The following is a 26017-nucleotide window of genomic DNA, read 5'->3' as shown; positions in this document are numbered from 1 at the left end:
GTCTGAAAAAGCGCGGACAAAATCTTTCCGCCGCACGTGCGGCAGGAGAGTATACCTGTTTTGGGAGAAGCGCCGGTCCGTCGGACATACGCGCTTCGCTAGGGATGCCGCATGCGGTATACCCGCACCAATTAAGGAGTTCATTATGGCTGGAAAAAAGGTTACGGCTGTCATTAAACTGCAGTGCCCTGCAGGAGCTGCGACGCCGGCGCCCCCGATCGGTCCCGCATTGGGCCCGCACGGAGTGAGCGCGCCGAAATTTGTCCAAGAATTCAACGACAGAACGAAAAAGATGGAAAAGGGACTCGTCATCCCCGTCGTTCTCACCGTCTATCAGGACAAATCCTACACGTTTATCTTAAAGACCCCGCCTGCCGCCGTCCTCATCAAAAAGGCGCTCAAGCTGGAAAAGGGTTCGGGAAATCCGCTTCGCGACAAAGTCGGAAAGCTTTCTCAAAAGGATCTCGAAGAGATCGCCAAGACGAAGATGCCCGACGTCAACGCGAACGATCTCGACGCGGCAAAAAAAATTATCGCCGGTACTGCACGCAGTATGGGCGTCGATGTGGAGGCATGATATGAAGCGTGGAAAAAAATATCGCGCGTCTGCAGCAAAATACGATCTTACGAAAAAATACCTCGTCGCCGATGCGTGCAAAATGGTGCAGGATATGAAATACGCCGCTTTCGATGAAACGGTCGAAGCGCATATTTCCCTCAAACTCGGTAAAAACGCAAGCGTCCGCGATACGCTCGTATTCCCGAATCAGTTTACCGCCGAAAAGAAAGTGCTCGTCTTTTGCAAAGACGACCGCGCAAAAGAAGCGCTCGACGCGGGTGCGACTTACGCCGGAGCGGACGAATACATTCAAAAGGTAAAAGACGGCTGGCTCGATTTCGACATCGCCGTCGCCACTCCCGATATGATGAAAGACGTCGGCCGCCTCGGTATGGTGCTCGGACGCAAGGGTCTTATGCCGAACCCGAAGACGGGAACGGTTACGAACGACATCGTTCACGCGATCGGCGAACTCAAAAAAGGACGCACCGAATTCCGCGCGGATAAAGGCGGCGTCATCCATATTGCGGTCGGCAAAGTGTCGATGGATCCCGGCAAAGTCGCGGAAAACATCGACGTGCTCTTAAGCGAAGTGCGCCGCCGCAAACCGGTCGACGCGAAATCGGGCTATATTTCGACCGTTTCCGTGAGCTCTACGATGGGACCCGGCGTATGGATCGACTATAAGGAAGGAGAATAATTATGGCCGTCAAAGCAAAAAAAATACAACCTGCAAAAACGGCTGCGATCGAAGCAGCGAAAAAGACATTTGCCGATTACAACGACTTCATTTTCGCCGATTACCGCGGTATGACGGTCGAGCAGATCACGCAGCTTCGCAGAAAGCTCCGCGAGCAGAGCGCCGTCCTCAAAGTCGTCAAAAACAATTTTGCGCGCATCGCTTTTGCGGATATGAAAATCGACAACGTTGCCGATTACCTTAAAGGGCCGACCGTCGTCGCGATGGTAAAAGAAGATTCGAACGAAGTTGCAAAGACGCTGTTCGACTTTACGAAAGACGCGCCGACTTTAAACGTCAAAGGAGGCTTTATCGGCAAAGAGATCTACGATGCGGCGAAGATTTCGGAGTTTTCGAAGATTCCGGGCAAAAAGACCCTCATCGCGATGCTCATGTCCGCGATCAACGGACCTGCCCGCCAGCTCGCAGCGACGCTGCAGGCGTACGTCGACAAAAAAGCGGCCGGTGGAGACGCTTCACCGGATGCTCCGAAATCCGACGCGGCAGCCGAAACTCCGAAAGCGGAAGAAGCGCCCGCTGCTACAGCGGAGGCTCCGAAGGCTGACGCGGCACCTGCATCCGAAGCGCCGAAAGCCGATGCGGCTCCCGCCGAAAAACCGGCAGAGGGCACAGCCGAAGCTCCGAAAGCGGATGCCGCTCCCGAAGCGTAACGATTTTCCGGTATGCGCCGGATTTCGATGTGCTCGCTTTGCGGGTAAAAGCGCATACGGGGTTTTGCAGTGCTTTGTAAAATCCCCGCACTGTGTGTATAAACTGCGGTCAGGCTTCATTGCTGTCGACTGTCCGCATAAAACCGGTCGTCTTTTTAAGAAGACAAATCCGGAATCGCTCCGTACGGGGCGAATAATTATTATTTTTTAGGAGAAGATAATATGGCAGCACTTACGAATGAAGAGATTCTCGACGCGATTGCGAACATGACGGTTCAGCAGGCAGCCGATCTCGTTAAAGCGATGGAAGAAAAATTCGGCGTCACGGCGGCGGCACCCGTAGCAGTTGCGGCAGCACCCGGCGCGGCCGGAGGAGCGGCAGCCGAAGAGCAGAGCGACTTTACGATCACGCTCGAAAAATTCGATCCGGCGAAAAAGATTCCGGTTATCAAAGCGATCCGCGAAATCACGGGACTGGGCTTGGGAGAAGCGAAGACGCTCGTCGAAGGCGCTCCGAAAGTCGTCAAAGAAGGCGTCAGCAAAGCGGATGCCGACAAAATCATCGCCCAGCTCACGGAAGCCGGCGGTACCGCAAGCAAAAAATAAGCAATTTGCATCTGACGGAAGCTTTGGAAGAGTGAAGTTTTTCGATGCTTCCGTACGGAAACGAGGCCGTTCGAAGATTTCGGTTTTCGGACGGTTTTCTCGATTTTCCGAACGATTGAAACGCCTGCGAAAAAAGGCGGAATCGAAGCGCGCTTGAATGTATCCTGTGCGCTTTTCCGCCGTTTCGCGGCACACCCGCCGTTTCCGAGTCAACACGGAAACACGAGGCGCCTTTCGTGCTGAGGAGAGTTTCTCCTTGTAGCGAAAGAACGCTCGACTGCACATAGAGGAACCAGATGTTCGCAAAAACCCGAACGATCGACCGCCGCTACATCGGCAAAGACATCCGCAATTTCATGGACGTGCCCGATCTCATTTCGATCCAGACTTCGTCGTATGAAAGTTTTCTTCAAGCAAATAAAATTAAAAATCGCGAAAAGCCGCTCGAACAGGGACTGCAGGAAGTGTTTACGTCCGTGTTTCCGATCGAAAGTCCGAACGGCGATATGAACCTCGAATTCGATTCGTACGAACTCGATTTCGACAATATTAAATTTTCCGAACTCGAATGCAAGCAAAAGGGTTTAACCTATGCCGTGCCGCTGAAAGCGGTTATCAAGCTCGTGTTTCTCCAAACGGGAACCATTTTGCAAAAAGACATATACATGGGCGACATCCCGCTTATGACCGATAGAGGCACCTTTATTATAAACGGAGCCGAGCGCGTCGTCGTCTCACAGATTCACCGATCGCCGGGCGTCATCTTTTGCCACGATAAGGGCGTCTATTCGAGCCGCATCATCCCGTATCGCGGTTCGTGGCTCGAATTCGAAATCGATCAAAAGAAAGAATTGATCTTTGCGAAAATCGACCGCAAAAAGAAAATCCTCGGTACGATTTTGTTGCGCGCGCTCGGCTACAATACGCGCGAGCAGATCATCCGCTGTTTTTATACGACGGAAGAAGTACCGGTAAAGAGCGATAACGCTTCCCGTGAAAAGCTCGTCGATAAAGTGCTCGCGAGCGCGGTTATCCTGCGCGACAAAGATACGAACGAAGAAAAGCGCCTGTTCAATGCCGGTATCCGGTTGCACCCGCATGAAATCGACGATCTCATCGCAAACGGCGTGAGCAAAATCGTCGTCATCAAATTCGATACGAGGGGCAAGGGCGCCGACGAAAAAAACGAATCGCTCAATTCGCAGATGATCATCAACTGTTTTGAGCGCGAAGAAGTGCGCTACGTCAAAGAAGGTTCCGTCGATATGGAACCGACTAAAGAAGATGTGCTTTCCGCCGTTTACCAGATACTCATGCCGGGAGAACCGATCACCGTCGAAGCCGCCGAAAAAGATTTGGCATCCATGTTCTTTTCCGAACGCCGCTACGATTTGGGAAGAGTCGGCCGCTATAAGCTCAACAAAAAATTCGACTACAAAGACGATGTTGAGGACTTTACGCTTATCCGCGAAGACGTCATCCAGACGATGAAATACCTCATCAAAGTATACATCGGCGACGAGCAGATAGACGATATCGACCACCTCGGCAACCGGCGTATCCGTTCCGTCGGCGAACTCATGACGAATCAGCTGAAGACGGCGTTCAATCGCATGGAACGCATAGCAAAAGAACGCATGAGCTTAAAAGAAACGGAAACGATGAAGCCTCAGGATTTGATTTCGATCAAACCGATCGTCGCATCCATCAAAGAATTTTTCGGCTCGTCGCAGCTTTCGCAGTTTATGGATCAAGTCAATCCGCTTGCCGAACTTACGCACAAGAGACGCTTGAACGCTCTCGGGCCCGGCGGTCTTTCCCGCGAGAGGGCGGGCTTTGAAGTGCGCGACGTTCACTATTCGCATTACGGGCGTATGTGTCCGATCGAAACGCCTGAAGGACCGAACATCGGGCTCATCGTTTCGCTTGCGATTTTTACGCGCATCAACGATTACGGCTTTCTCGAAGCGCCGTACCGTAAAGTCGAAAACGGCAAAGTGACGAGCAAAGTCGAATACCTTTCCGCGATGGACGAAGACAAATACTACATCGGACAGGTCGTCGAAGGTATCGGCAAGGACGGTTCGTTTTCGGCCGATATGATTTCGTGCCGCAACCGCGGAAACTATACGCAGCGCTCGCCGAAAGACGTGCAGTACATAGACGTTTCGCCTCGGCAAGTCATCTCCGTTTCCGCATCCCTCGTTCCGTTCCTCGAACACGACGACGCGAACCGCGCGCTCATGGGCTGCAATATGCAGCGCCAGGCGGTACCGCTCCTGTTCCCCGAACCGCCGATCGTCGGCACCGGCATGGAGCAAAAGACGGCCTACGATTCGGGCGTTCTCATCAAAGCCAAGCACGCGGGTGAAGTTGTGTCTGTGACGAGCGACTGCATTAAAGTAAAACCGGAAGGCGCAAAAAAGACCGATCCGCTCGACGAATACATCCTGCTCAAATACCAGCGTACGAATCAGGATACCTGCTATCACCAACGGCCGACCGTTTCCGTCGGAGAAACGGTAAAAGAAGGCGATGTGCTTGCCGACGGACCTGCGACGTTCAACGGAGAGCTTGCACTCGGACGCAATATCCTCGTCGGTTTTGTGCCGTGGAACGGATACAATTACGAAGACGCCGTCCTTATCTCGCAGCGGGTCGTTCGCGAAGATATGTACACGTCGATCCACATAAAAGAATTTACGATCGAAATCCGCGAAACGAAACTCGGTCCCGAAAAGATCACGCGCGATGTTCCGAATACCGCTTCGAAAACGCTTGACAATCTCGACGTGGAAGGCATCATCAGAGTCGGTGCAAAAGTAAGAAGCGGCGACATTTTGGTCGGAAAGGTTACGCCGAAAAGCGAAACCGAAACGACGCCCGAATTCAAATTATTAAATTCGATATTCGGTGAAAAAGCGAAAGAAGTGCGCGATTCGTCGCTGCGCGTTCCGCACGGCGTCGAAGGCGTCGTCATCGACATACAGCGGCTGCGGAGAACTCAGGGAGACGATTTGAATCCCGGCGTCGACGAAGTCGTCAAAGTGCTTATCGCAAACAAGCGCAAGCTCTGCGAAGGCGACAAGATGGCCGGACGCCACGGAAACAAGGGCGTCGTCGCGCGCATCCTTCCGATCGAAGATATGCCGTACCTCGAAGACGGTACACCGCTCGACGTCTGCTTGAATCCGCTCGGCGTTCCGTCCCGCATGAATATCGGACAGATCATGGAAAGCGAACTCGGCATGGCCGGCCGCTATTTGAGCCAATACTACGAGTGCCCCGCATTCCAAACGCCGAGTCAGGAACAGATCGCGGAAAAACTCAAAGAAGCAGGCCTTTCTCCCGACTGCAAACAGATCGTGCACGACGGACGCACGGGAGTTCCCTTCGTCAATCCGATCTTCGTCGGCGTCATCTACTTTATGAAGCTGCATCACCTCGTCGACGACAAAATGCACGCCCGTTCGACCGGTCCCTATTCGCTCGTTACGCAGCAGCCGCTCGGAGGCAAAGCGCAGTTCGGCGGTCAGCGTTTGGGCGAAATGGAAGTGTGGGCGCTCGAAGCTTACGGTGCGGCGAACACATTGCAGGAGATGATGACGATCAAGTCGGACGACATGAACGGCCGTTCGAAGATTTACGAGTCGATCGTCAAAGGCGACCCGTCGTCTCCTGCCGGAGTGCCGGAATCGTTCAACGTACTCGTACAGGAGCTGCGCGGTCTTGCGCTCGACTTTACGATTTATGATGCGAAGGGCAAGCAGATCGCCCTGACGGAACGCGATCAGGAATTGATCGATAAAGCCGCTTCCGGTTTTGACAAGGAGAATGCCAATGCGTGATATTCAGGATTTCGACAGCCTTAAAATAAAACTCGCTTCTCCCGATACGATCCGCGCGTGGTCGTACGGCGAAGTGAAAAAACCCGAAACGATAAATTACCGCACGCTGCGTCCGGAAAAAGACGGACTCTTTTGCGAGCGCATTTTCGGTACGACAAAAGAATGGGAATGCTATTGCGGAAAATTCAAATCGATCCGCTATAAGGGCGTCATCTGCGACCGCTGCGGCGTCGAAGTAACCGATTTTAAAGTGCGCCGCGAACGCACGGGACACATCGAGCTTGCAGCTCCGGTGAGCCATATCTGGTATTACCGCTCGGTACCGAGCCGCATGGGACTCCTGCTCGACCTGCAGGTTGCGGCTTTGCGCTCGGTGCTCTATTACGAAAAGTATATCGTCATAGAGCCGGGCGATACCGATTTGAAAAAGATGCAGCTTTTGACCGAAGAGGAATATAACGAAGCACGCGAACGCTACGGCGAAACCTTTACTGCAGACATGGGCGCCGAAGCGATTAAAACGCTGCTCGAAGGACTCGACCTCGACGCGCTCGCCGCAGAACTCCGCGTAAAGATGATCGAAAAGGGCGAAAAGAGCGACAAGCGGCTTTTAAAGCGCATCGAAATCGTCGAACATTTCCGCGAATCCGGCAACAAAGCGAGCTGGATGATTTTGGACGTCGTTCCCGTCATCCCTCCGGATCTGCGTCCCATGGTGCAGCTCGACGGCGGCCGTTTTGCGACGTCCGACTTAAACGATCTCTACCGCCGCGTCATCAACCGCAACAATCGCTTAAAGAGACTTCAGCAGCTTTCGGCTCCCGATATCATTATCAGAAACGAAAAGCGTATGCTGCAGGAAGCCGTCGATGCGCTCTTCGACAACAGCAAACGAAAGCGCGTCGTAAAGGGCGCGTCGAACCGTCCGCTCAAATCGATCAGCGATATGCTGAAGGGAAAACAGGGACGATTCCGCCAAAACCTGCTCGGAAAGCGCGTCGATTATTCGGGACGTTCGGTCATCGTCGTCGGGCCGGAACTGCACTTGTGGCAGTGCGGACTTCCGACAAAGATGGCGCTTGAACTCTTCAAGCCCTTTATCATGAAAAAACTCGTCGATAAAGACGTCGTGTTCAATATCAAAAAAGCGAAAACGCTTGTCGAACAGGAATCGCCGGAAGTGTACGCGATCCTCGATGAAGTCGTACGCGAACATCCGGTTATGCTGAACCGCGCGCCGACGCTGCACCGGCTCGGCATCCTCGCATTCGAACCGATACTCGTCGAAGGTAAAGCGATCAAACTGCACCCGCTCGCGTGCAAATCGTTCAACGCGGACTTCGACGGCGACCAGATGGCGATCCACGTGCCGCTGACGCAGGCGGCGCAGATGGAGTGCTGGACGCTCATGCTTTCGGCACGCAACCTGCTCGATCCCGCTAACGGCAATACGATCGTCTATCCGTCTCAGGACATGGTGCTCGGCATCTACTATATGACGTCGGTCAAGCCGAACGCGAAGGGTACCGGCAGACGCTTCAGTTCGAGCGACGAAGCGCGCATGGCCGCCGAATACGGCAGTATCGAATGGCAGGCGGCGATCAAAGCGCCCGTCCAAAAGGCTCCGTACAACGGCAAAGTGATCGAAACGACGGCGGGCATCCTCGCGTTCAACGAAGAGATGCCGGACGAAGTCGACTACGTGAACGAGCAGATGGACGACAAAAAGCTGCGCAAAATGATCGAGCACGTGTATCACACGAAGGGTCCCTGGCTCACGATAAAGATGCTCGACGCGATCAAAGCGTGCGGCTATAAAAATGCGACCTTCTACGGCGCGACGCTCTCCATGGACGATATCCTTGTCCCCGATGAAAAGAAAAAGATGGTCGACAAAGCGAACAAAGAAGTCGAAGAGATCGTCGGACAGTATTCGAAAGGCATCATCACCGCCGAAGAGCGCTATCAAAAAGTTACCGACTTGTGGGCGAGAACGAACGACGAACTTTCAAAGATAATGATGGACAACCTCGCCAAAGACAAAGACGGCTTCAACACGATCTATATGATGGCAAAGTCGGGCGCGCGCGGTTCTCCGAAACAGATTTCGCAGCTTGCGGCGATGCGCGGTCTTATGGCAAAACCGAACGGCGATATCATCGAACTGCCGATCCGCTCGAACTTTAAAGAAGGCTTGTCCGTTATCGAATTCTTTATTTCGACGAACGGTGCTCGAAAAGGTTTGTCCGACACCGCGCTCAAAACCGCGGACGCCGGTTATATGACGCGGCGGCTCGTCGACGTTGCGCAGGACGTCGTCGTCAACGAAGACGACTGCGGTACGATCAACGGTATCGATTATGCGGCGATCGAAGACGGAGACGAAGTGATCGTCCCGCTTGCCGAGCGCATCGTCGGTCACTATACGATAGAGCGCGTCATCCATCCGATTACCGGAGAACTTTTGTGCGACGTCAACCGCTATATCGACGGCGATTTGGCAAAAAAGATCGATGAAGCGGGCGTCGAAAAGGTAAAGTTGCGCACCGTACTCACGTGCGAAGCGCACCACGGTATCTGCGTGCACTGCTACGGACAAAATCTCGCGCGGAATAAAATCGTCGAAATCGGAGAAGCGGTCGGCATCATCGCGGCGCAGTCGATCGGACAGCCGGGTACGCAGCTTACGCTCAGAACCTTCCATTCGGGAGGTGCTGCCGAAAAGACGACGGAAGAAAATCACATCGTTCTCAAATTCAACGCCTTTATCAAAGACATCACGGGTACGCACGTAGAAGTAAAAGGCGGTAAGTGGCTTTTTACGCGCAAAGGCTTTATGACCGTCATCCGCATCATCGACGAAATCAAAATCGGCAAAGACGCGTCCGTCAAAGTAAAAAACGGCGGCCGCATCTTGAAAGGCAGCGTTGTCATGACGACGAAAAGCGGAGAAGTGAAAGCGTCCGCCGATGCGAAGATTATGATCATCGGCGATACGGTCTATTTGACGAGCAGCGAAGTAAAAGTTGAAATTGCGAACGGCTCGACGATCTACGTCAAATCGGGCGACATCGTCGCTGCGGGAAAACCGATCGGAGAATTCGATCCGTTCAGCGAACCGATCATCGCCGAAAGCGACGGCTACGTGCACTTCGAAGACATCATCGTCGGATCGACGCTCGAAGAGCGGCACGATATGCAGACGGGAAACATCGAACGCATCATCACCGACTTGCACTTGGACGTAAAGCAGCCGCGCATCCTCATCACCGACGAAGCGGGCAATGAACTCGGAAGCTACTATCTGCCGGCGGGCGCCATCCTCAATGTCGACGACAAAAAGCAGATCGCTGCGGGTGTTACGCTTGCAAGGCTGCCGAAAGTCGCCGCAAAATCGAGCGATATTACCGGCGGTCTCCCGCGCGTTTCCGAACTTTTCGAAGCGCGCAAACCGAAAAATCCGTGCGTGCTCGCAAAGATTTCGGGCCTTGTCAAATTCGACGGAATCAGCAAGGGCAAGCGCATGGTGACGGTCGAAGACGAATTCGGCAAACAGGAAGCTCACGCCGTTCCGATGAACAAGCGCATGCTCGTGCGCGACGGCGACCGTGTGGAAGCGGGTGAGCCGCTGTGCGACGGTTCTCCGAGCCCGCATGACATTCTCGCCATACTCGGTGAAAATGCGCTGCAGAACTACCTCATGGACGAAATCCAACAGGTGTACCGCGCGCAGGGCGTCGATATCAACGACAAGCACATCGGTATCATCGTACGGCAGATGCTGCGTAAAGTGAAAATCGTCACGGTCGGCGATACGAACTTTATCTACGGCCAGCAAGTTGACAAATACAAATTCCACGAAGAGAACAAGCGCGTCAAAGACGAAGGCGGAGAGCCCGCTACCGGCCGGCCGATGTTCCAAGGGATTACCAAAGCGTCGCTCGGCGTCGATTCCTTTATTTCGGCGGCATCGTTTCAGGAGACGACGCGCGTGCTCACGAACGCAGCGATTTCCGGTTCGACCGATTATCTGCACGGCATCAAAGAAAACGTCGCGATCGGTCACATGATTCCCGCGGGAACCGGCATCAGAAACTACCGCAATATCAAACTCTTCGACGGAAGCGACAAAGATTTGGATATCCAAATGGCTGAAATTCTCGAACGCCGACGCATTGAAAAGGAGCAGGAAGCGCTGCGCATGACCGAAGAAGACGCTGCGCTCGATGCGGAAGAGCAGGAAGCCGATTGAGCTATTGACGAGAGACGGGGGAATGAAGTAAAATATAAGAACACTTCTAAAAATCACCTGAGGTTTTAGCGGTGTTCGCAATTCCTCCGTTTTTTCGGAAATGATGACGGATTATATTCCGGGGTGCTGACCGGAATTTTGTTTAAAGATTATTAATTATTAGGAATAGGAGATAGGCGATGCCTACAATTAATCAGTTGATTCATCAGGGACGCAAGTCGAGCGCAAACAGGACGAAAGCGCCCGCCCTCGATTCGTGTCCGCAAAAACGCGGCGTATGTACACGTGTTATGACGATGACGCCGAAAAAACCGAACTCCGCGCTTCGGAAAATTGCGCGTGTACGGCTCAGCAACGGTATGGAAGTGACCGCGTACATTCCGGGCATCGGACATAATTTGCAGGAACACTCGGTTGTGCTCGTGCGCGGCGGACGCGTAAAAGATTTGCCGGGTGTGCGCTATCACATCATCCGCGGCACAAAAGATACGCTCGGTGTCGACGGACGCAAACGCGGCCGCTCGAAATACGGTGCAAAACGCGCTAAAGCATAACGGGGGATCAGAAAATGGGAAGACATAAAAAATCGATCGATCGTCCCGTTATGCCGGACGTAAAATACAACAGCAAAGTCGTTTCGAAATTCATCACGCGTATGATGCTGCAGGGCAAAAAAGAAACGTGTAAGCGTCTCATGTACACGGCGATGGACAATTTAAAAGCTAAAACCGACAAAGATCCGCTCGAAGTGTTTTTGAAAGCGCTTGAAAACGTCAAACCGATGGTGGAAGTAAAATCCCGCCGCGTCGGAGGCGCGACCTATCAGGTTCCGGTGGAAATCCGCGACGTGCGCAAAGAAGCGCTTGCGATGCGCTGGATCATCACCGCCGCTCGCAACCGGAACGGACACGGCATGGCTGAAACGCTCGCCGCCGAACTGCTCGATGCGTATAACAGCACGGGTACGGCCTTTAAGAAAAAAGAAGATACGCACAAAATGGCTGAAGCGAACAAAGCGTTCGCGCACTACCGCTGGTAGTTTTCGACGATCCGAAAATCGGTCAAAGAGCGCCGTTCACGTTCGTGGGCGGCGTTTTTTATTACGTTTTGCAGGAAAAAACTTATTAACAAAAGCTGACGGCAGATCGATTGTGCGGAATGCAGCCGTTTTTACGGCATTTTTTTCGTAAAATCCGCGTAAAAATACAAAGCGTTGACGATTATAAGGTGAAATCGAAATCGACGCACGGAGAAGCTGCCATGAAAAAAATAACGATTACATATTTTTTTCCGCTCCTGTTGATCGGCGCAGGCTGTACGCTGGCCGCCGAAGGTTCGAAAGACAGGGACACCGAACGGCAAGTGAGCGTGCAGACGATCCGCATCGTAAACTGGAACGTGCAGACGTTTTTTGATGCGAATGCGGACGGATGCGAATACGCCGAATTCAAATCACCGAAATCGAAATGGGGCAGGGACGAATACGCCGCCCGGCTCGGCCGACTCTGCGACGCGATTAAAAAGCTCAACGCCGATGTATACGTTTTCGAAGAGATAGAAAACGAAGGCGTTATGTACGATATCGCAAACCTCCTCGCAGGCGGCGCGTGGAACGGCAAAAAAAATTGGAACTACGCGTGCTTTGCAAAATCGCCCGGCGACGCGCTCGGCTGTGCCGTGCTTTCGCGCTATCCGCTCGGTGCGATGACCGTTCACGCTCTCGATATCCGCACCTATGCGGAGCAGCCGCGCATGCGGCCCGTCATCGACGTATCCGTATTCGCAGATTCGCACCGGCTTACGCTCTGCGTCAATCACTGGAAATCCAAATTGGGAGGCGGTAAGGAGACGGAACTGTGGCGAAGCTGGCAGGAGTCCGTCCTCGCCCGATTGCTGCTGCAGACAAACGGAAGCGCTGCCGTCGCCTGCGGAGATTTTAACCGCGATATCGAAGAGTTTACTAAGGGGACGGAAAGCGGCGCGGTTTTTTTGCGCGGAGCGGGTTTCGGGGAAGTATCGGAAATCCTTGTCAAATCGCCGTGGCTTTCGGAAAATGCGCATGCAATGTACAGCTATTATTACGGCGGAAAAGGAGAACGCATCGATCACTTTTTTCTGTCGGGAAGAGCCGAAGCCGTTTCATTTGCTGCGGAAACCGATGGACCGTGGGCGGACGAAAAAGGCATACCCGTTCGATATGCAATGCACACGGGCAAAGGCTATTCCGACCACTTGCCTATTGCGGCGAGCATACGCTATTGATTGCTGCCGCTGACAGCCGATCGAGCTTAGCGCGGTGCCTTATTGTTCGTAGCTCGGCTTTGCCCTGCTTGCAATGCGCGACGGTAAATCGGCGACGGGTGTATCGCCGGTATTTTGTACTTCGTCTCTGAGATACGGAACGATTATCTGCTCTTTTATGAGCTCCCAGTCTGACGGAAGTTTTTCCGGTACGCTCAGCATATTGGTCGGCGGTGTATTTGTTAAGAGCATCGTTTTATACAGCGGAAGGATGTGTTCGTTTACTTCTCTGATTGAAGAAAAACCGCCTGCGATGCCGAATTGGTGTATGTCGAGATTTTGTTTCGCTTTGCGTTCGATGACGGCGCGCTGCGTTTCCGCGTTTAAAAACCATTCGATAAAGTCGTATGCGCCGTTCGGATGTTTTGCGTGCTTGGGGATACCGAGCGTGACAAAGGAATCTTCGATCGGTATTTTATTGCCGTCGTAAATCCAGCGGTAGTCGAGCATTTCGGATTGTTCGGCCGTGAGGCTGAACAGCGCGTCGCTCGTGATGTAGGCGAACAGCGTGCGCTCTGATGTGACGCGTTTGAAGTTCGGCATGGAAAGATATTTATACGCGAAATCCTGTTCCGCCTCCGAAGACGTGTTGACGGTTTTCGACCAGTTTTTGAGGTAGGCGATTGCGTCGGAAAGTTTGTCGGCATTCCATGTAAACGACGATTTCGATTCGCGAAACTGCGCGCCTTTCGCTTTTGCCGTAAAATAGAGAAAGCTGTTTCCCGCCTGCGGCACGAATCCGATGCGCGAGTATGTGCCGTTTTGTTGCCGTACGTTGAAAGCTCTTCCCGCTTCTTTTAGCTGTTCGATCGACAGCGTGTAATTGTCTTCGACTGCTGCCGCGTTTTCTTTTGAAAAGATGACGGCCGGCAGATTGAAGCTCACCGGCAAGAGATAGTACGATTGCCTGATTTTTCCCGCTTCGAGCAACTGCGGATAGAAAATCGACTGCGTTATACCGCTCCCGTCGAATATCGTATCGATCGATCGGAAAAAACGGCTCGTTTTATCGGTGCGGAGCCACGGACCGACAACGATGTCGGGCGGATTTTTTTCGTTTTTCGAAGCGAGCGCTTCCGACGGATTTTTTTTGTAGACGAGGATGACTTTTTTTTTGCCGTGCGTATCGTTGAAGAGCTCTCCGTATTCGGTAAATTCGGGGATATTCGTCCATATCGTGATGAGCGTTTCGCGCTTAAACGAACAGCCGAAAAAAAAGAACGCACATAAAAACAGAATGCAAATACGCTGCACGTTTTTTTTGAGAATGTATCGAGCACGTCTTTCGGCCGCCGGCGGTCTTGTGCGAGAAAGGACGGTATACCCTTGGAGCGGCAGTGCGCGGGGAACGGTCGGTTTAGAGGGCACGGTACATCCCGTCGGCTGCCGCGTAGATGTCGGCATATACCGATTCGATTTTGTCTTCGTCTATACTGCTGAATGCGACGCGCAGCGTGCGGCTGTCGATCGATATCGTACCGATACCTTTTTCGGAAAGCAGCTTTTTACGCAGTGTTTCCGCATCGATTCCGTTGAGGCGGAAACTCATAAAATAACCCGAATTGAAAGGCATCGCTTCGATCGCGCTCGATGTGTGTGAATCGACGAAGTTCCGTACGGCGCGATAGCGCGCTTGGAGAATGTTTCGGAACGCAGCCTTTTGCGCTTCGTTGTCGGGATCGGTATAGGAACGCATAAGGATGGACTGCGAAGGAGTTGCGCTGCACGAAACGGACGAGCGTATGACGCCCATGAGTTTTTTGATAAGGGCGTCGTAGTGTTCATCAGTATAATTTTTCGAAGCGAAGGTAACGAAGCCGCAGCGGAATCCCCACGCAAAATCTTCTTTTGTCGGCCCGTCGATTTTTACGGCGAGCACGTTTTTGTGGATGTCGGCGATGTGAGCAAAGAGAGATTGCTCTTCGATATCGTCTTCGTAGTTGAGACCGAAGTATGCGTCGTCGCATATAATTAATAATTTTGTGCCGCCGGAAGCCGCCTCCCCTATGATGCGGCAGATTTCAATAACTTCGCGTTTTGTGGGGCTGTAACCCGACGGATTTTGCGGAAAATTGAGCAGGAGCCGCACGGAAGAGCAGGCGGCCGCTTCTTTTTTGATTGCGTTTTCAAGCGAAGCCGTGTCTATTTTTCCGTTGTCAAAAAAATTGAATCGATGCAGTTCCGCTCCTCGCCGCGCTTCCGTGATGAGCGCATAGTTGTCCCACGACGGATCGGGGGCGAGCAGCGGTTTTGCTTCGTCTATAAAGAGGTCTGCGATATACGAAATGCCTGCGGTAAGCCCCGGTACGACGACGGGCAGCGATATTTTTTTTGTTTTTAAAAGCGGATTTTTGTCGATTATCTGTTTTTGCCAAACCGTGCGAAACTCTTTTTGCCCCGCCGTCGGCGCGTATGCGACAAGAGAGCGTGCATCGAATGAGGGAACGCTTTTTTGAATCGACGGAAGAATTGCCGGTTTTCCTTCGATGATCGTCATGCCGATCGTCCCGTTCGCTTTGGACGCGCCCTGTTTCGCTTCTTCACTCTGCGCGATTATCCCTTTCGGAAAATACATCCGTAAGCCTTCGTCCGAAAGCAGCTCTCCTGCGACAGTGTCTTTTAATCGTTCGTTTAATTCTTGTGCTAAAGGGTTCAACATGATAAAATAGATTATTCTGAAATACGGTGAGATTGTCAATTATAATAATGCATGCAGGCTTGAGGTTGTGAGATGGAAAAATACAGTGCGGGCGAAGCGGAACTTGCAGCGTGCCGTAACCTTATCGAAGCATGCCGTACGGAAGCGCATAAGCGTCTTATCGGTCAGGATGTGCTGTTTGACGGTATCATGACGGCGTTTATCGCAGGCGGACACGTGCTGCTCGAAGGCGTGCCGGGGCTTGCAAAGACGCTCGCGGTTAAAACCTTTGCCGAAATCTCCGGGCTCGATTTTAAACGCATTCAATTTACGCCCGATCTGCTTCCCGCCGATGTTTCCGGTACGCTTATATATGAGCAAGGCAAGGGGACCTTTTCCGTGCGTAAAGGGCCGGTGTTTGCGAACGTCGTGCTCGCCGACGAGATAAACCGTGCGAGCGCGAAAGTGCAGTCCGCCATGCTTGAAGCTATGGAAGAGCGGCAGGTGACGATCGGTGAAACATCCTATGCGCTGCCCGAACCTTTTTTCGTGCTCGCGACGCAAAACCCGATCGAGCAGGAAGGGACGTACAATTTGCCAGAAGCGGAGCTCGACCGTTTTTTGCTGAAGATCATCGTACCCTATCCGAAAGCCGAAGAGGAGTTCGCCGTCGTAAAGACGGGGGGAGCGGCCGCTTCCGTTCCCGTTCGGAAAATTTTAAGTGCGGGCGATATCGCTCTGCTTCGAAAATTGCTTTCGAAGATTGTGTGCGATGATGCGCTTATCGAATACATCGTTTCTCTCATAGCGGTAACGCGCCCCGATCCCGATAAAAAAGCGTCCGTACACGACATTACGCGCTATATCGCTTTCGGCGCTTCTCCTCGTGCGGGCATCGCGCTTTTACAGTGTGCGAAAGCGGCCGCGCTCTTTCAAGGGCGATCGTTTGTGCTGCCCGAAGACGTTAAGCTTGCGGCTCCCGCCGTCATGCGTCACCGCCTCGTGCTCTCCTATGAAGCCGCTGCGGATTCCGTCACCGCCGATGAAATCATTTCCCGTATCCTCGATTTCGTGCCGGTCCCCTAGCGATGAAACATCTGCTCGCCGTCAACAGGGAAACGCTCGCAAAACAGGCGGCGCTGCTCCGTCTCACTGCCGCGTCTCTCGCCGACAGTTTTAAAACGGGTTCTTTTCGTTCGCTCTTCCGCGGGCAGGGCATCGAATTCAGCGGTGTGCGCGAATACCTTCGCGGCGACGACGTGCGCGCCATCGATTGGAACGTTACTGCACGCATGGGAAAACCCTATGTAAAGCTTTTCGAAGAAGAGCGCGAGCTCCAGATCTTTATCGTCGTAGATCGTTCGTTTTCGATGTTTAGCGGTACGGGGCGCAGAACGCGCTATCGTACGGCAGCAGAAGCGGCCGCTCTCGTCGCGATGGCGGCCGAGATAAACGCGAGCAGCATCGGAGCCGTTTTTTTCGACGGTGAAATACAGTTTTCGTGTGCGCCCGAAAGCGGACGAAAGCGTACGATGCTTTTACTTGCGCGCCTCGATGAAGTCGACGGATACGGTGTTTCCGGTTCTGCGCTCCGAAGCGCGCTGACGGGTGCGGGAAAATTATTAAAAAAGCGATCGCTTGTCTTTGTCTTTTCCGATTTTCGAACGGTCGGATGGATTACGTCCCTCGCTTCCCTTGCGCAAAAAAACGACGTCGTTGCGGTGCGCATCGTCGATGAGATCGACAATGAACTGCCGGAAATAGGGACGGTGCCCTTTATCGACAGCGAAACGACTGTGCGCCTCGTACTGCCGTCTTCATCATCAGCTTTTCGGAACGCATGGCGAGACGATAACCGCCGGCGATTCCTCCACTGGCAGGAGTCGTGCGTCCGTCACGGAGCCGTTCCGCTTGCGCTTTCAACCGACGACGAAGTCGTCCGCGTCCTTTCGCATTTTTTTTCCTACAAGGGCCGGACACAATGAAAACATTATTGATTTTTTTGTGCATTGCGATATGCGCGAACGCTGCATCCTTTACGGAGTCCGATACGATGCAGATCGTCATGCCGAAAACGATTTATGTCGGCGATACGGCCGAGCTTCGCTACACGTTCCGTTCTGCAGTCGATTTTTTTGCCGATATGAGCGATGCTTCACTTTCCCGAGAAATTGCGCTCGAATCGCTTCCGTTTCAAACGGATACCGACGATTATACGATATTGGACGCATCGCTCGATAGAAACGGTCTCCTCTATACGCTTCGCTTTACGTTTATCCCGTGGAATACCGGCGCGATCGATTTTCCGATGTTCGATATTTCCGCTGCCGTATACGGCGGCGGCGCACATCCCTTTATCGTCGATGTGCAGAGCGTAGAAGTTTCATCGATTTTGCAGGATCAGGATGATGCCGATCTGCGCGCAAGCATGGGACCGCTTTTGCTTCCCGGAACGATGTACGTGCTCTATGCGGCGGCTGTCCTTTCGATCGTCCTTTTTATCTTATTGATCAGACTTGTCGTAACGTGGCAGTCAGTGTACGAAGCCTATGCGACGCGGAAACTGCTTCGTTCGTATGCGAAAAACGCAAAAGAATTGTACCGACGTTTAAAACGGCTCGATCGGGCGGGAGGTAAAACGAACGACGCGGAATTTTGTACGGAACTGCAGCAGCTTATCAGGCACTACCTCGATTTTCGTTTCGGCTATCGTTTCAGTGCCGTGTCGAGCTCCGCGATTATGGATACGTTTGACAAAATCATGGCGGGTACAATGTCGGAAAAAAGCCAATCCGGCGCTATGTCGCTTGCGGCGGTTTTGCGGCGTACCGATTACGTGCGCTATGCCCGCGGTTCGATCGATTCGAAAAAGGAGCCCGCCGAGCAGTTTGCGGCGGATCTCAAAACGGATGAACGCGCATCTCTCATCAGAATCGTGCGCGATGCCGTCGAACGCTTTGAGGGCGCCGCCCGCAGAGATTGAAATGCGTACGGATTTTATGGAAGAGATCGGCGAATGACAGGGAATAAAATGAATAGCGGAAAATTAATAAATTTGATTTTACATTTTGTTAAAATCGGATTGATGAGCGATTGTTTTTTCGGAGGCGTATCCTATGCCTGATTTCCGAAATCCCGCGGCGTTTTTTTTACTTTTCCTCGTTCCCGCTCTCTTTATAGTGAGAGCGCTCGGCTTGTTTACGCGTATCGCGTTTCCGGCAACGCTTTCGGATTGGGGCGGCAAAACTTTCGAATGGAAAGGCAGGCTGCGCAGCGCCGCATCCTTTATTTCCCGTATCTTTATCATAGCGGCGTTTGTACTCACGGTTGCCGCCCTCGCCGATCCCGTCGTTTATCATCAGGAGCGCGTGTATACGTCACGCGGCGCCGACATCCTTTTTGTTGTAGACACGAGTCCGTCGATGGCGGTAAAGGATATCGCAAATATGACGAGGCTTGACGCAGCTCGGCGCGCGATACGCACGCTGTCTTTGGATACCGGCGGCATATCGTTCGGTCTTGTCGCGATGGCGACGGAAGCTGCGATCGTCGTGCCTCCGACGACCGATCGAACAGTCTTTTTTTCTCGCCTTGACGCTCTTATGATCGGAAGCCTCGGCGACGGAACTGCGATCGGTACGGGGCTGAGTACGGCTGTCTATCACCTCTCTTCTTCGGCTGCTCCGAAAAAATGCATCGTTCTCGTTACCGACGGCGAAAACAACGCCGGATCGATTCATCCCGAAACGGCTGCCGAACTCGCTGAAAAAAATCGCATCGCCGTCTATACGCTCGGCATCGGTACGAAGGGGGCGGTTCCGCTCGATTACGTCGATCCGAAAACGGGACGCGTGTATTCCGGTTATCTGCAGTCCGATTTCGATCCCGCACCGCTCGAACGCATCGCCTCCCTTTCCGGCGGAAAATATTACGGCGTGCAGACGACCGGCGATTTGGCAAACGTGCTTTCGTCGATCGCGAGGGAAATGAACGTCGTGCAGACCTATCACTTGCACACCGAAAGCGTCCGCTATTACGACAGGTTGATCGTCGCGGCGGTAATCTTATTTGCACTTGGGTTGTTTATACGCAGGGTTTATCTGCAGGAGCTGATTTAATATGGTGATTTCCTGTGAACGTCCCTATGCTTTTTACGGTTTTATATTAATTATTCCGGCGCTGGTCGCCGCATTTCACCGCTACCGCGGCATTATCGCCTATTCGAAGCGGGCTGCCGTCATCGATACGAATCTTCCGGAATCGAAACGCATGCCGAATCTTTCGCGTACGCTCGTCGTGCGGACGCTGTTCAGATGCTTTGCGTGGATTATGCTGATTTTCGCCTATGCCGGATTTTCGTGGGGTACCTATGAAGTCCCCGTTCAGAGAAGCGGGAGCGCAGTTTCATTCGTGTTCGATATTTCATACAGCATGACGGCGGACGATGCACCCGGCGGATTGACGAGGCTCAGAGCGGCATCCCGCTATGGGGATATGCTTTTGTCGCGCATGGGCGGCGTATCCGTTTCCGTCGTTTTGGCAAAAGGCGAGGGTGTTATCGTTGTTCCGCTTACGGAAGATACGGCGATCGTGCGCTCTCTTTTGGAAACCCTTTCACCGACTCTCATGAGCGCCGCCGGCACGTCGCTCGGCAAAGGTATCGAAGCTGCGCTCCGCTCGTTTCCGTCCGATTCGGCGCAGGCTCGGCGCATTTGGGTTTTTACCGACGGAGATGAAACCGATGGGCAGCTTATATCTTCTATTGAAGCCTGTGTAAAAGAAGGTGTATCCGTTTCGCTTATCGGGTTCGGAACGGAACAGGAAGTCGAAATAATCGCCGGAGACGGAAAAACGAAAGTGATGACAGCGCTTCGTTCGGAACGGATGAAAAAAGCGGTCGAGCAGGTGTCGCTTTATGCCGAGCGGTATAATTTTTCTGCGGCGGCGCGGTACATCGATGCGACGGAAGCGGGCTCGGCGATAGAATTGTTAAAACCGCTGAAAAACGAAACCGCGATCACCGTTTCGTATGAGGTAAAACCCGTCGAACGGTATGCGCTGTTTTTGATTGCGGCGATTGCAGCGTTTGTGCTGAGTTTTGTCGTCGCCGAGTTCGATTTTGAAAATTATCGAAGGCTCTTTCACAAAAGCCGGGCGGCTGCCGTTGTGCTTTGCGCTGCGACGCTTTTGCTTTCGTCGTGTAGTGCCCGAATTGCAAACGCGCAGGAGATAGCGTCGAGTTCGTGGGCGTGGTATCGGAAAAAATATCGAAGCGCGATTGCGGGCTTTTTGCGAGTCGAAGAAAGGGCGCGGCAAAACGGAGACGCGCTTTCCGAACAGTACGCCGAATACAATCTCGCGGCGACCTATATCATGCAGAGCGAATATGCGGCTTCTCTTGCGTGTTTGAAAAATATCGATCCTGCTTCGCCCGAGCAGGTGCGCTTTGCAGCGTATTACAATAGGGGGATTATCGCATACCGGAGCGGCAATTACACGGAAGCGACCGCATGCTTTCGGGATGCGCTGAGGATCGACGGTACGAAGACGGCGGCAAAAGAAAATCTCGAAATCGCGCGTCGGCAACAAGCCGTCAAAGAAGCGCACGAAAAGGAAATCGAACTCGTGCCTCTCGCGCAGGATACGAATGCGATCAGTGCCGTCGAAAGCGCTATATACCAACGGATACGGGAGAACGATCAAAAACAATGGAAAAACAGCGAACGGACGGCGGAATCGAATTCTTCCGTCGATTATTAATTTTATTGCCGTATCGGATAAAGATCGAAACGATCGGTAAATTTCGACTTTTGAAAAACGCAATATTCGATCCGCCGTTTCGAATGAGGCGCGGGACGATTTTTGCGATAGCCTCTCTATCGATCTTACTCGGCGGCGGGTCGCTGTATGCCGAGTGGTCGTCCGATCTGCAAAAGCTCCGCGTAACGCCTCCCGTCGGCGCGCTGTATTCAGGAAACGACTATATGTTTTCTCTTATCATTCCCGACGTAAAGCCTTCCGACGTACAAGCCGACAGTCCCGAAATGCCGCCCGGCGTCAGCGTCGTATCGATGCGGCGGACGGACTATGCGCAGATCGGCATTCAGTCCGGCACCGAAATCGATATTTGGCTTTCGTTCAGGGATGCCCGCATTTATACGCTTCCCCCGCTTCGCGTGCGCATCAAAGGGCGTCCGTATGAGATTCCGTTTTCCGATGTCAATATCGAACAAAATCCCGCATCGACTTTTCCACACTTGATTGTTAAATTTGAAAACGGTACGGAGCTGACAGACGGTACGACGAACGATGAGCCGCTGTTTACCTTGCCCGCCGGTGAAAAGATTTTATTTACGCTGTACGTACAATACGCCGTACAGGCGATACGCTTTTCGTGGCAGGCTCCGAAAGACGCACTTTTGACGGAACTGTGGCGCTATGAGATTGCCGAAGGTACTCCGCGCGCGTCGCTTTTTACCGCCGATCCGATTCCTGTAGCTCTTTTCGAGTGGCAGCCCCTTGTCGGCGGAAATACCCCCATTCCCGATATGCAGCTTACCGTAAGCGCATACAGCGGCGCACGCGTAAAGCTTTCGCCGCCCGCAGGGACGATCCTCGTCGTACCTTCTCTTTCCGTTCCTTCCGATGAAGGCGACAGCAACGAAAGCTATTTTTCCTATGCTTTTTCCGAAGTCGGCCATTCCGAAAGCGAACATAGGGTATGTACACTTTCCGAATCCGATTGCGAAACGCTTGCCATGTTGCACAGCGCCGAACGGCACGCTTTTTTCCCGTGGAAAGCGGCATCCGCCCGACGCGCATTTGAAGCAAAGCTGGGCATTGCATCCGGTAAAGCCGAGCCGAGCGTTGCAGCGTGTATGCTTTTCGCCGCCGCTACGCTTGTGCTTGCGCTTTTGTGCGCCGTATTGTTTGTACTGAAAAAACGTGCGGGAGTATATGCGGTTTTAGGCTGCGTTTTGGTCGTTTTTTCGTTTGCCGTCGCCTCCGCTATACGCCTTTCGGGGACATACGGTATTTTTAAAGGCGGCGACATACGGTTCGTGCCCGACGAATCGTCCGGATTAGTTTCTCCGATCGCAAGCGGCGAGCGGGTGAGCGTCGAAGAGACTGCGGGAAAATGGGTGTATATCCAATACGGTACGACAGGCGGCTGGGTAGCGTCTTCGTCCGTTGTGCCGATACGGTAATTCTATAATTGATAATCGGTAATACGGGGGGGCTTATGGATTTCGGTGCGGTACTCGATGAGTGGGACAGATTGCAAAAAGAATCGAAGCGGAAGGTTTGCGGAGGAAATCCCGTTTCGGGCAAAAAAGCGAACGCGCCCGAAAAAAGCAAAACGCCGTCGAATTATTCCGAAGCGGGAAACGGTTTTGCAAAGCGGATCGATCCGCAGGAAGCGTGGCTTCGCCGCTACGGCGTCGTCGATAAAGATAAAATCGCCGCTGAAGAAGCCGAGCGCGATCGCGAACGCTCGCAGCGCTATGTAAAAGACATGCCGATCGAAGCTCGCATCGATCTGCACGGGCTCACACAGGACGAAGCGCGGAGCAGGCTTGTCGTTTTTGTCGGCGACTGCGCAAAGCGTGGACTTCGGAAAATCCTCATCGTGCACGGCAAGGGAATCCACACGACCGGAAGTGAGAGCGTACTCGGAGAAGTTGTGCGAAAATTTATCGAACAAGATAAACGCTGCGGCCGCTCCGGTCATCCCGATCGACGTATGGGCGGAAGCGGTGCCACGTGGGTATGCTTGAAAAATTAAATGTACGGAGGCATATATGCAATACGAAATTTCAAACGGCGTTATTTCCATGGTTGCAGTTTTACAAGGGGCGGAACTCGTATCGCTCGCAAAGGGCGGAGTCGAATATCTGTGGCAGGCGGATCCCGCCGTATGGAATCGATCGGCGCCGAACCTTTTTCCGTTTGTCGGGAAATTGAACGGCGGCGTCTACCGCTACAAAGGAATAACCTATCCGATGACGCCGCACGGGTTTGCGCGCGATATGCCGTTTACGCTTTCAAAGCGGACGGACACCTATCTGCAGTTTGCGCTTTCCGATACGGACGAGACGCGAAAAGTTTATCCGTTTCCGTTTTTATTCGAAATCACGTATACGATTACGGGAAGCACGCTGACGCAGACGTGGCGTGTGACGAATACCGGAACATCGACGATGTATTTTTCGCTCGGTGCGCATCCGGGCTTTGTGTGTCCGCCGCAGGGCGGAAATTTTACCGACTGTTGGATCCGGTTTTCAGGCAGCAAAAAAATCGAGCGGGTTACCGCTCATACGATAAATACCGACGGACTTGTGCAGGAAAGGACGGATTCCTACGCGCTTTCCGACGGAGGAGTGCAGATTACCGACGATATATTTTCGCACGATGCGCTCATCTTCGAAAACAGCGGTATTCGTGCAGTTACATTGCTCGACAAATCGAAAAAGGAATTCGTGCGCGTGGACTTCGACACGGATATTTTCGGCTTGTGGTCACCGCAGGAAAAGCGTGCTCCGTTTTTGTGCATCGAACCGTGGTACGGCCGCTGCGACCGCGCAGGCTTTTCGGGTGAACTGCAAGCGCGCGAGTGGGGCAACGCGCTTTTCGCTTCCGACATCTTCGAAAAGTCGTTTTCGATTACGCTGTTTTAGAGAAGTAGCGATTAAAGCAAAGCGCCCCTGATGCAGTTGTATCGGATTCGCTTCGATAAAAGGTATGAAAGCCGATTGTAATGAAAGCCACTGTAATTGCTACAATCGATTTTTTTTGGTAAAATCGCCGTCATAGCGAACGAATGTTTTGAACGGAACGCTTAATAATTTTTTGTGACGGGAACTTCTAAAGACTGCGGTTTTCGGAAGCAGCCCGGTACGTACGGGAGACGGCTATGGCGGAAACGAATCACGAATGCACGCTTGATAAAATCATCAGTTTGTGCAAGCGGCGCGGTTTTGTATATCAATCGAGTGAAATTTACGGCGGACAGGCGGGCGCGTGGGATTACGGTCCGCTCGGTATCGAACTTAAACGCAATATCCAAAACGCGTGGTGGAAAGAGATGACGCAGCTCCACGACGATGTCGTCGGCCTCGACTCTTCGATCTTTATGCATCATACGACGTGGGAAGCGAGCGGACACGTTGCGCATTTTTCCGATCCGATGATCGACTGCACCGAATGCAAAGCGCGTTTTCGCGCGGATCAGCTCATCGAAGATTTTTGCGCTTCTCACGACGTAAAGCCCGAAAAAGCGGTAGACGCGATGTCGCACGAAGAGATGAAAGCGTTTATCGACGAACACGGAGTGAATTGCCCCGTATGCGGCAAGCACAGCTATACCGCCGTGCGCGAATTCAATTTGATGTTTAAAACGCATCTCGGCCCCGTCGAAAGCGACACGTCCATCGTATACCTGCGCCCGGAAACCTGTCAGGGCATCTTCGTCGATTTTAAAAATATCGTTCAATCGAACCGGATGAAGATTCCGTTCGGCGTCGCGCAGGTCGGAAAATCGTTCCGCAACGAAATCATCTTTAAGAATTTTATCTTCCGCACCTGCGAATTCGAACAGATGGAAATGGAATACTTTTGCAAACCCGGTGCCGACGACGATGCGTTCGCGTATTGGCGGGAACAACGCTGGAACTTTTACAAGCGGTACGGTATTGCCGAAAAAAATCTTCACTGGAAACACCACGATAAACTCGCGCACTATGCAAAGGATGCATACGATATCCAATACCGCTTTCCGATCGGCTTCGAAGAGATCGAAGGCATTCACAACCGTACGGATTTCGATCTGTCGCAGCACACGAAGTACAGCGGTAAAGATATGAGCTATATCGATCAGGACGACGGCAACAAACGCTACACTCCGTACGTCATCGAAACGTCCGCCGGATTGAACCGCAACTTTCTCATGTTTTTGTGCGAAGCGTACGAAGAGCAAAACGTCGCATCCGACGGCGGAGAAGATTACCGTACGGTGCTGCATCTCCATCCGCGCCTCGCGCCGGTTACGGTCGCCGTACTCCCGATGATGAAAAAAGACGGGCTTGCGGAGATAGCGGCGGACATCCGCAAAGCGCTCAAAGAAGATTTCGTCACCGATTACGATACGAGCGGTACGATCGGCAAGCGCTACCGCCGGCAGGATGAAATCGGCACGCCGTTTTGCGTTACGGTCGATTATCAAACAAAAGACGACGACACCGTGACGATCCGCTTTCGCGATTCGATGGAACAAACGCGCGTCAAGCGAAGCGATTTGGTTTCCGAAATTCACAAAGCGATCGCGTCGTACACGCCCGTCGTCAAAAATTAATAATTATGTAAGCCGGAGGCGCGCGGGCGTTTTCCGCTTGCGTTTACGGCAT

20 protein-coding genes are annotated in these 26017 nt (G+C 52.7%); 18 read left to right on the top strand and 2 right to left on the bottom strand.

Annotation, left to right across the window (positions count from 1 at the left end):
- The first annotated feature begins 145 nt into the window (after positions 1–145).
- The 9 genes from rplK (at position 146) to IZU26_RS02635 (ending at position 12937) form a co-directional block, all read left to right on the top strand.
- Entirely contained in the window at positions 146–577 is a 432-nt protein-coding gene (rplK, locus tag IZU26_RS02675) for a 50S ribosomal protein L11 (RefSeq protein ID WP_021330624.1), read from the top strand.
- A gap of 1 nt (position 578) precedes the next feature.
- On the top strand, positions 579–1259 hold the full coding sequence (gene rplA / locus IZU26_RS02670; protein WP_021330738.1) for a 50S ribosomal protein L1: 681 nt from the start codon (positions 579–581) through the stop codon (positions 1257–1259).
- Between the two features lie 2 nt (positions 1260–1261).
- The gene (rplJ, locus tag IZU26_RS02665) at positions 1262–1969 is read left to right on the top strand and encodes a 50S ribosomal protein L10 (RefSeq protein ID WP_433276567.1); all 708 of its coding nucleotides are present in this window, start codon (positions 1262–1264) and stop codon (positions 1967–1969) included.
- Positions 1970–2191: 222 nt separating this feature from the next.
- Positions 2192–2575 (top strand): 50S ribosomal protein L7/L12, encoded by a 384-nt coding sequence (rplL, locus tag IZU26_RS02660; RefSeq protein WP_021330637.1) that lies wholly within the window; start codon positions 2192–2194, stop codon positions 2573–2575.
- Positions 2576–2871: 296 nt separating this feature from the next.
- Positions 2872–6423 (top strand): DNA-directed RNA polymerase subunit beta, encoded by a 3552-nt coding sequence (gene rpoB, locus IZU26_RS02655; protein ID WP_310824012.1) that lies wholly within the window; start codon positions 2872–2874, stop codon positions 6421–6423.
- Positions 6416–10675: a DNA-directed RNA polymerase subunit beta' gene (gene rpoC, locus IZU26_RS02650; RefSeq protein ID WP_433276564.1), complete on the top strand. Its 4260-nt coding sequence runs from the start codon at positions 6416–6418 to the stop codon at positions 10673–10675. The genes rpoB and rpoC overlap by 8 nt, the downstream gene beginning before the upstream one ends.
- 179 nt (positions 10676–10854) lie before the next feature.
- Entirely contained in the window at positions 10855–11229 is a 375-nt protein-coding gene (gene rpsL, locus IZU26_RS02645) for a 30S ribosomal protein S12 (RefSeq protein WP_016521736.1), read from the top strand.
- Positions 11230–11243: 14 nt separating this feature from the next.
- On the top strand, positions 11244–11714 hold the full coding sequence (gene rpsG, locus IZU26_RS02640; RefSeq protein ID WP_021330590.1) for a 30S ribosomal protein S7: 471 nt from the start codon (positions 11244–11246) through the stop codon (positions 11712–11714).
- A 221-nt stretch (positions 11715–11935) separates the two neighbouring features.
- The gene (locus IZU26_RS02635) at positions 11936–12937 is read left to right on the top strand and encodes an endonuclease/exonuclease/phosphatase family protein (RefSeq protein ID WP_310824019.1); all 1002 of its coding nucleotides are present in this window, start codon (positions 11936–11938) and stop codon (positions 12935–12937) included.
- A 39-nt stretch (positions 12938–12976) separates the two neighbouring features.
- On the opposite strand, the gene IZU26_RS02630 is transcribed toward IZU26_RS02635, so the two are convergent.
- Together IZU26_RS02630 and IZU26_RS02625 are read right to left on the bottom strand one after the other, a co-directional pair.
- Complete coding sequence (locus IZU26_RS02630; protein ID WP_433276561.1) at positions 12977–14380, bottom strand: ABC transporter substrate-binding protein; 1404 nt, start codon at positions 14378–14380, stop codon at positions 12977–12979.
- The gene (locus IZU26_RS02625; protein WP_433276559.1) at positions 14334–15635 is read right to left on the bottom strand and encodes an aminotransferase class I/II-fold pyridoxal phosphate-dependent enzyme; all 1302 of its coding nucleotides are present in this window, start codon (positions 15633–15635) and stop codon (positions 14334–14336) included. The genes IZU26_RS02630 and IZU26_RS02625 overlap by 47 nt, the downstream gene beginning before the upstream one ends.
- A gap of 72 nt (positions 15636–15707) precedes the next feature.
- On the opposite strand from IZU26_RS02625, the gene IZU26_RS02620 reads away from it, so the two are divergent.
- From IZU26_RS02620 to IZU26_RS02580, 9 genes are all read left to right on the top strand, one after another.
- Complete coding sequence (locus IZU26_RS02620) at positions 15708–16700, top strand: AAA family ATPase (protein WP_021330746.1); 993 nt, start codon at positions 15708–15710, stop codon at positions 16698–16700.
- A gap of 2 nt (positions 16701–16702) precedes the next feature.
- A complete protein-coding gene (locus tag IZU26_RS02615; protein WP_021330839.1) occupies positions 16703–17599 on the top strand; it encodes a DUF58 domain-containing protein in 897 nt (298 codons plus the stop codon).
- On the top strand, positions 17596–18597 hold the full coding sequence (locus IZU26_RS02610) for a hypothetical protein (protein ID WP_021330638.1): 1002 nt from the start codon (positions 17596–17598) through the stop codon (positions 18595–18597). The genes IZU26_RS02615 and IZU26_RS02610 overlap by 4 nt, the downstream gene beginning before the upstream one ends.
- Before the next feature lie 133 nt (positions 18598–18730).
- Positions 18731–19732: a VWA domain-containing protein gene (locus IZU26_RS02605; RefSeq protein ID WP_310824026.1), complete on the top strand. Its 1002-nt coding sequence runs from the start codon at positions 18731–18733 to the stop codon at positions 19730–19732.
- A gap of 1 nt (position 19733) precedes the next feature.
- Positions 19734–21374 (top strand): vWA domain-containing protein, encoded by a 1641-nt coding sequence (locus IZU26_RS02600; protein ID WP_433276555.1) that lies wholly within the window; start codon positions 19734–19736, stop codon positions 21372–21374.
- Complete coding sequence (locus tag IZU26_RS02595; RefSeq protein ID WP_433276553.1) at positions 21323–22822, top strand: hypothetical protein; 1500 nt, start codon at positions 21323–21325, stop codon at positions 22820–22822. Before IZU26_RS02600 ends, IZU26_RS02595 begins: the two co-directional genes overlap by 52 nt.
- Before the next feature lie 35 nt (positions 22823–22857).
- Positions 22858–23400 (top strand): Smr/MutS family protein, encoded by a 543-nt coding sequence (locus IZU26_RS02590; RefSeq protein WP_433276551.1) that lies wholly within the window; start codon positions 22858–22860, stop codon positions 23398–23400.
- A 16-nt stretch (positions 23401–23416) separates the two neighbouring features.
- Positions 23417–24292: an aldose 1-epimerase family protein gene (locus IZU26_RS02585; protein WP_433276549.1), complete on the top strand. Its 876-nt coding sequence runs from the start codon at positions 23417–23419 to the stop codon at positions 24290–24292.
- Between the two features lie 236 nt (positions 24293–24528).
- Positions 24529–25965 (top strand): glycine--tRNA ligase, encoded by a 1437-nt coding sequence (locus IZU26_RS02580; RefSeq protein ID WP_433276547.1) that lies wholly within the window; start codon positions 24529–24531, stop codon positions 25963–25965.
- Positions 25966–26017 lie beyond the last annotated feature (52 nt).

It is taken from the genome of Treponema sp. SP13 (assembly GCF_050938355.1).
Taxonomy (GTDB): domain Bacteria; phylum Spirochaetota; class Spirochaetia; order Treponematales; family Treponemataceae; genus Treponema_D; species Treponema_D socranskii.
This window is presented reverse-complemented; position numbering and strand designations above follow the sequence as displayed.

What these genes read in the sequence shown, in the direction of transcription:
- IZU26_RS02635 (WP_310824019.1), top strand. Translation starts at nt 11,936, where the DNA reads ATGAAAAAAATAACGATTACATATTTTTTTCCGCTCCTGTTGATCGGC.
- rpsL (WP_016521736.1), top strand. Translation starts at nt 10,855, where the DNA reads ATGCCTACAATTAATCAGTTGATTCATCAGGGACGCAAGTCGAGCGCA.
- IZU26_RS02625 (WP_433276559.1), bottom strand. Translation starts at nt 15,635, where the DNA reads ATGTTGAACCCTTTAGCACAAGAATTAAACGAACGATTAAAAGACACT.
- rplK (WP_021330624.1), top strand. Translation starts at nt 146, where the DNA reads ATGGCTGGAAAAAAGGTTACGGCTGTCATTAAACTGCAGTGCCCTGCA.
- IZU26_RS02615 (WP_021330839.1), top strand. Translation starts at nt 16,703, where the DNA reads ATGAAACATCTGCTCGCCGTCAACAGGGAAACGCTCGCAAAACAGGCG.
- IZU26_RS02580 (WP_433276547.1), top strand. Translation starts at nt 24,529, where the DNA reads ATGGCGGAAACGAATCACGAATGCACGCTTGATAAAATCATCAGTTTG.
- IZU26_RS02595 (WP_433276553.1), top strand. Translation starts at nt 21,323, where the DNA reads ATGGAAAAACAGCGAACGGACGGCGGAATCGAATTCTTCCGTCGATTA.
- rplA (WP_021330738.1), top strand. Translation starts at nt 579, where the DNA reads ATGAAGCGTGGAAAAAAATATCGCGCGTCTGCAGCAAAATACGATCTT.
- IZU26_RS02590 (WP_433276551.1), top strand. Translation starts at nt 22,858, where the DNA reads ATGGATTTCGGTGCGGTACTCGATGAGTGGGACAGATTGCAAAAAGAA.
- IZU26_RS02630 (WP_433276561.1), bottom strand. Translation starts at nt 14,380, where the DNA reads ATGCCGACATCTACGCGGCAGCCGACGGGATGTACCGTGCCCTCTAAA.
- IZU26_RS02600 (WP_433276555.1), top strand. Translation starts at nt 19,734, where the DNA reads ATGGTGATTTCCTGTGAACGTCCCTATGCTTTTTACGGTTTTATATTA.
- rplJ (WP_433276567.1), top strand. Translation starts at nt 1,262, where the DNA reads ATGGCCGTCAAAGCAAAAAAAATACAACCTGCAAAAACGGCTGCGATC.
- rplL (WP_021330637.1), top strand. Translation starts at nt 2,192, where the DNA reads ATGGCAGCACTTACGAATGAAGAGATTCTCGACGCGATTGCGAACATG.
- IZU26_RS02585 (WP_433276549.1), top strand. Translation starts at nt 23,417, where the DNA reads ATGCAATACGAAATTTCAAACGGCGTTATTTCCATGGTTGCAGTTTTA.
- rpoB (WP_310824012.1), top strand. Translation starts at nt 2,872, where the DNA reads ATGTTCGCAAAAACCCGAACGATCGACCGCCGCTACATCGGCAAAGAC.
- IZU26_RS02620 (WP_021330746.1), top strand. Translation starts at nt 15,708, where the DNA reads ATGGAAAAATACAGTGCGGGCGAAGCGGAACTTGCAGCGTGCCGTAAC.
- IZU26_RS02610 (WP_021330638.1), top strand. Translation starts at nt 17,596, where the DNA reads ATGAAAACATTATTGATTTTTTTGTGCATTGCGATATGCGCGAACGCT.
- rpoC (WP_433276564.1), top strand. Translation starts at nt 6,416, where the DNA reads ATGCGTGATATTCAGGATTTCGACAGCCTTAAAATAAAACTCGCTTCT.
- IZU26_RS02605 (WP_310824026.1), top strand. Translation starts at nt 18,731, where the DNA reads ATGCCTGATTTCCGAAATCCCGCGGCGTTTTTTTTACTTTTCCTCGTT.
- rpsG (WP_021330590.1), top strand. Translation starts at nt 11,244, where the DNA reads ATGGGAAGACATAAAAAATCGATCGATCGTCCCGTTATGCCGGACGTA.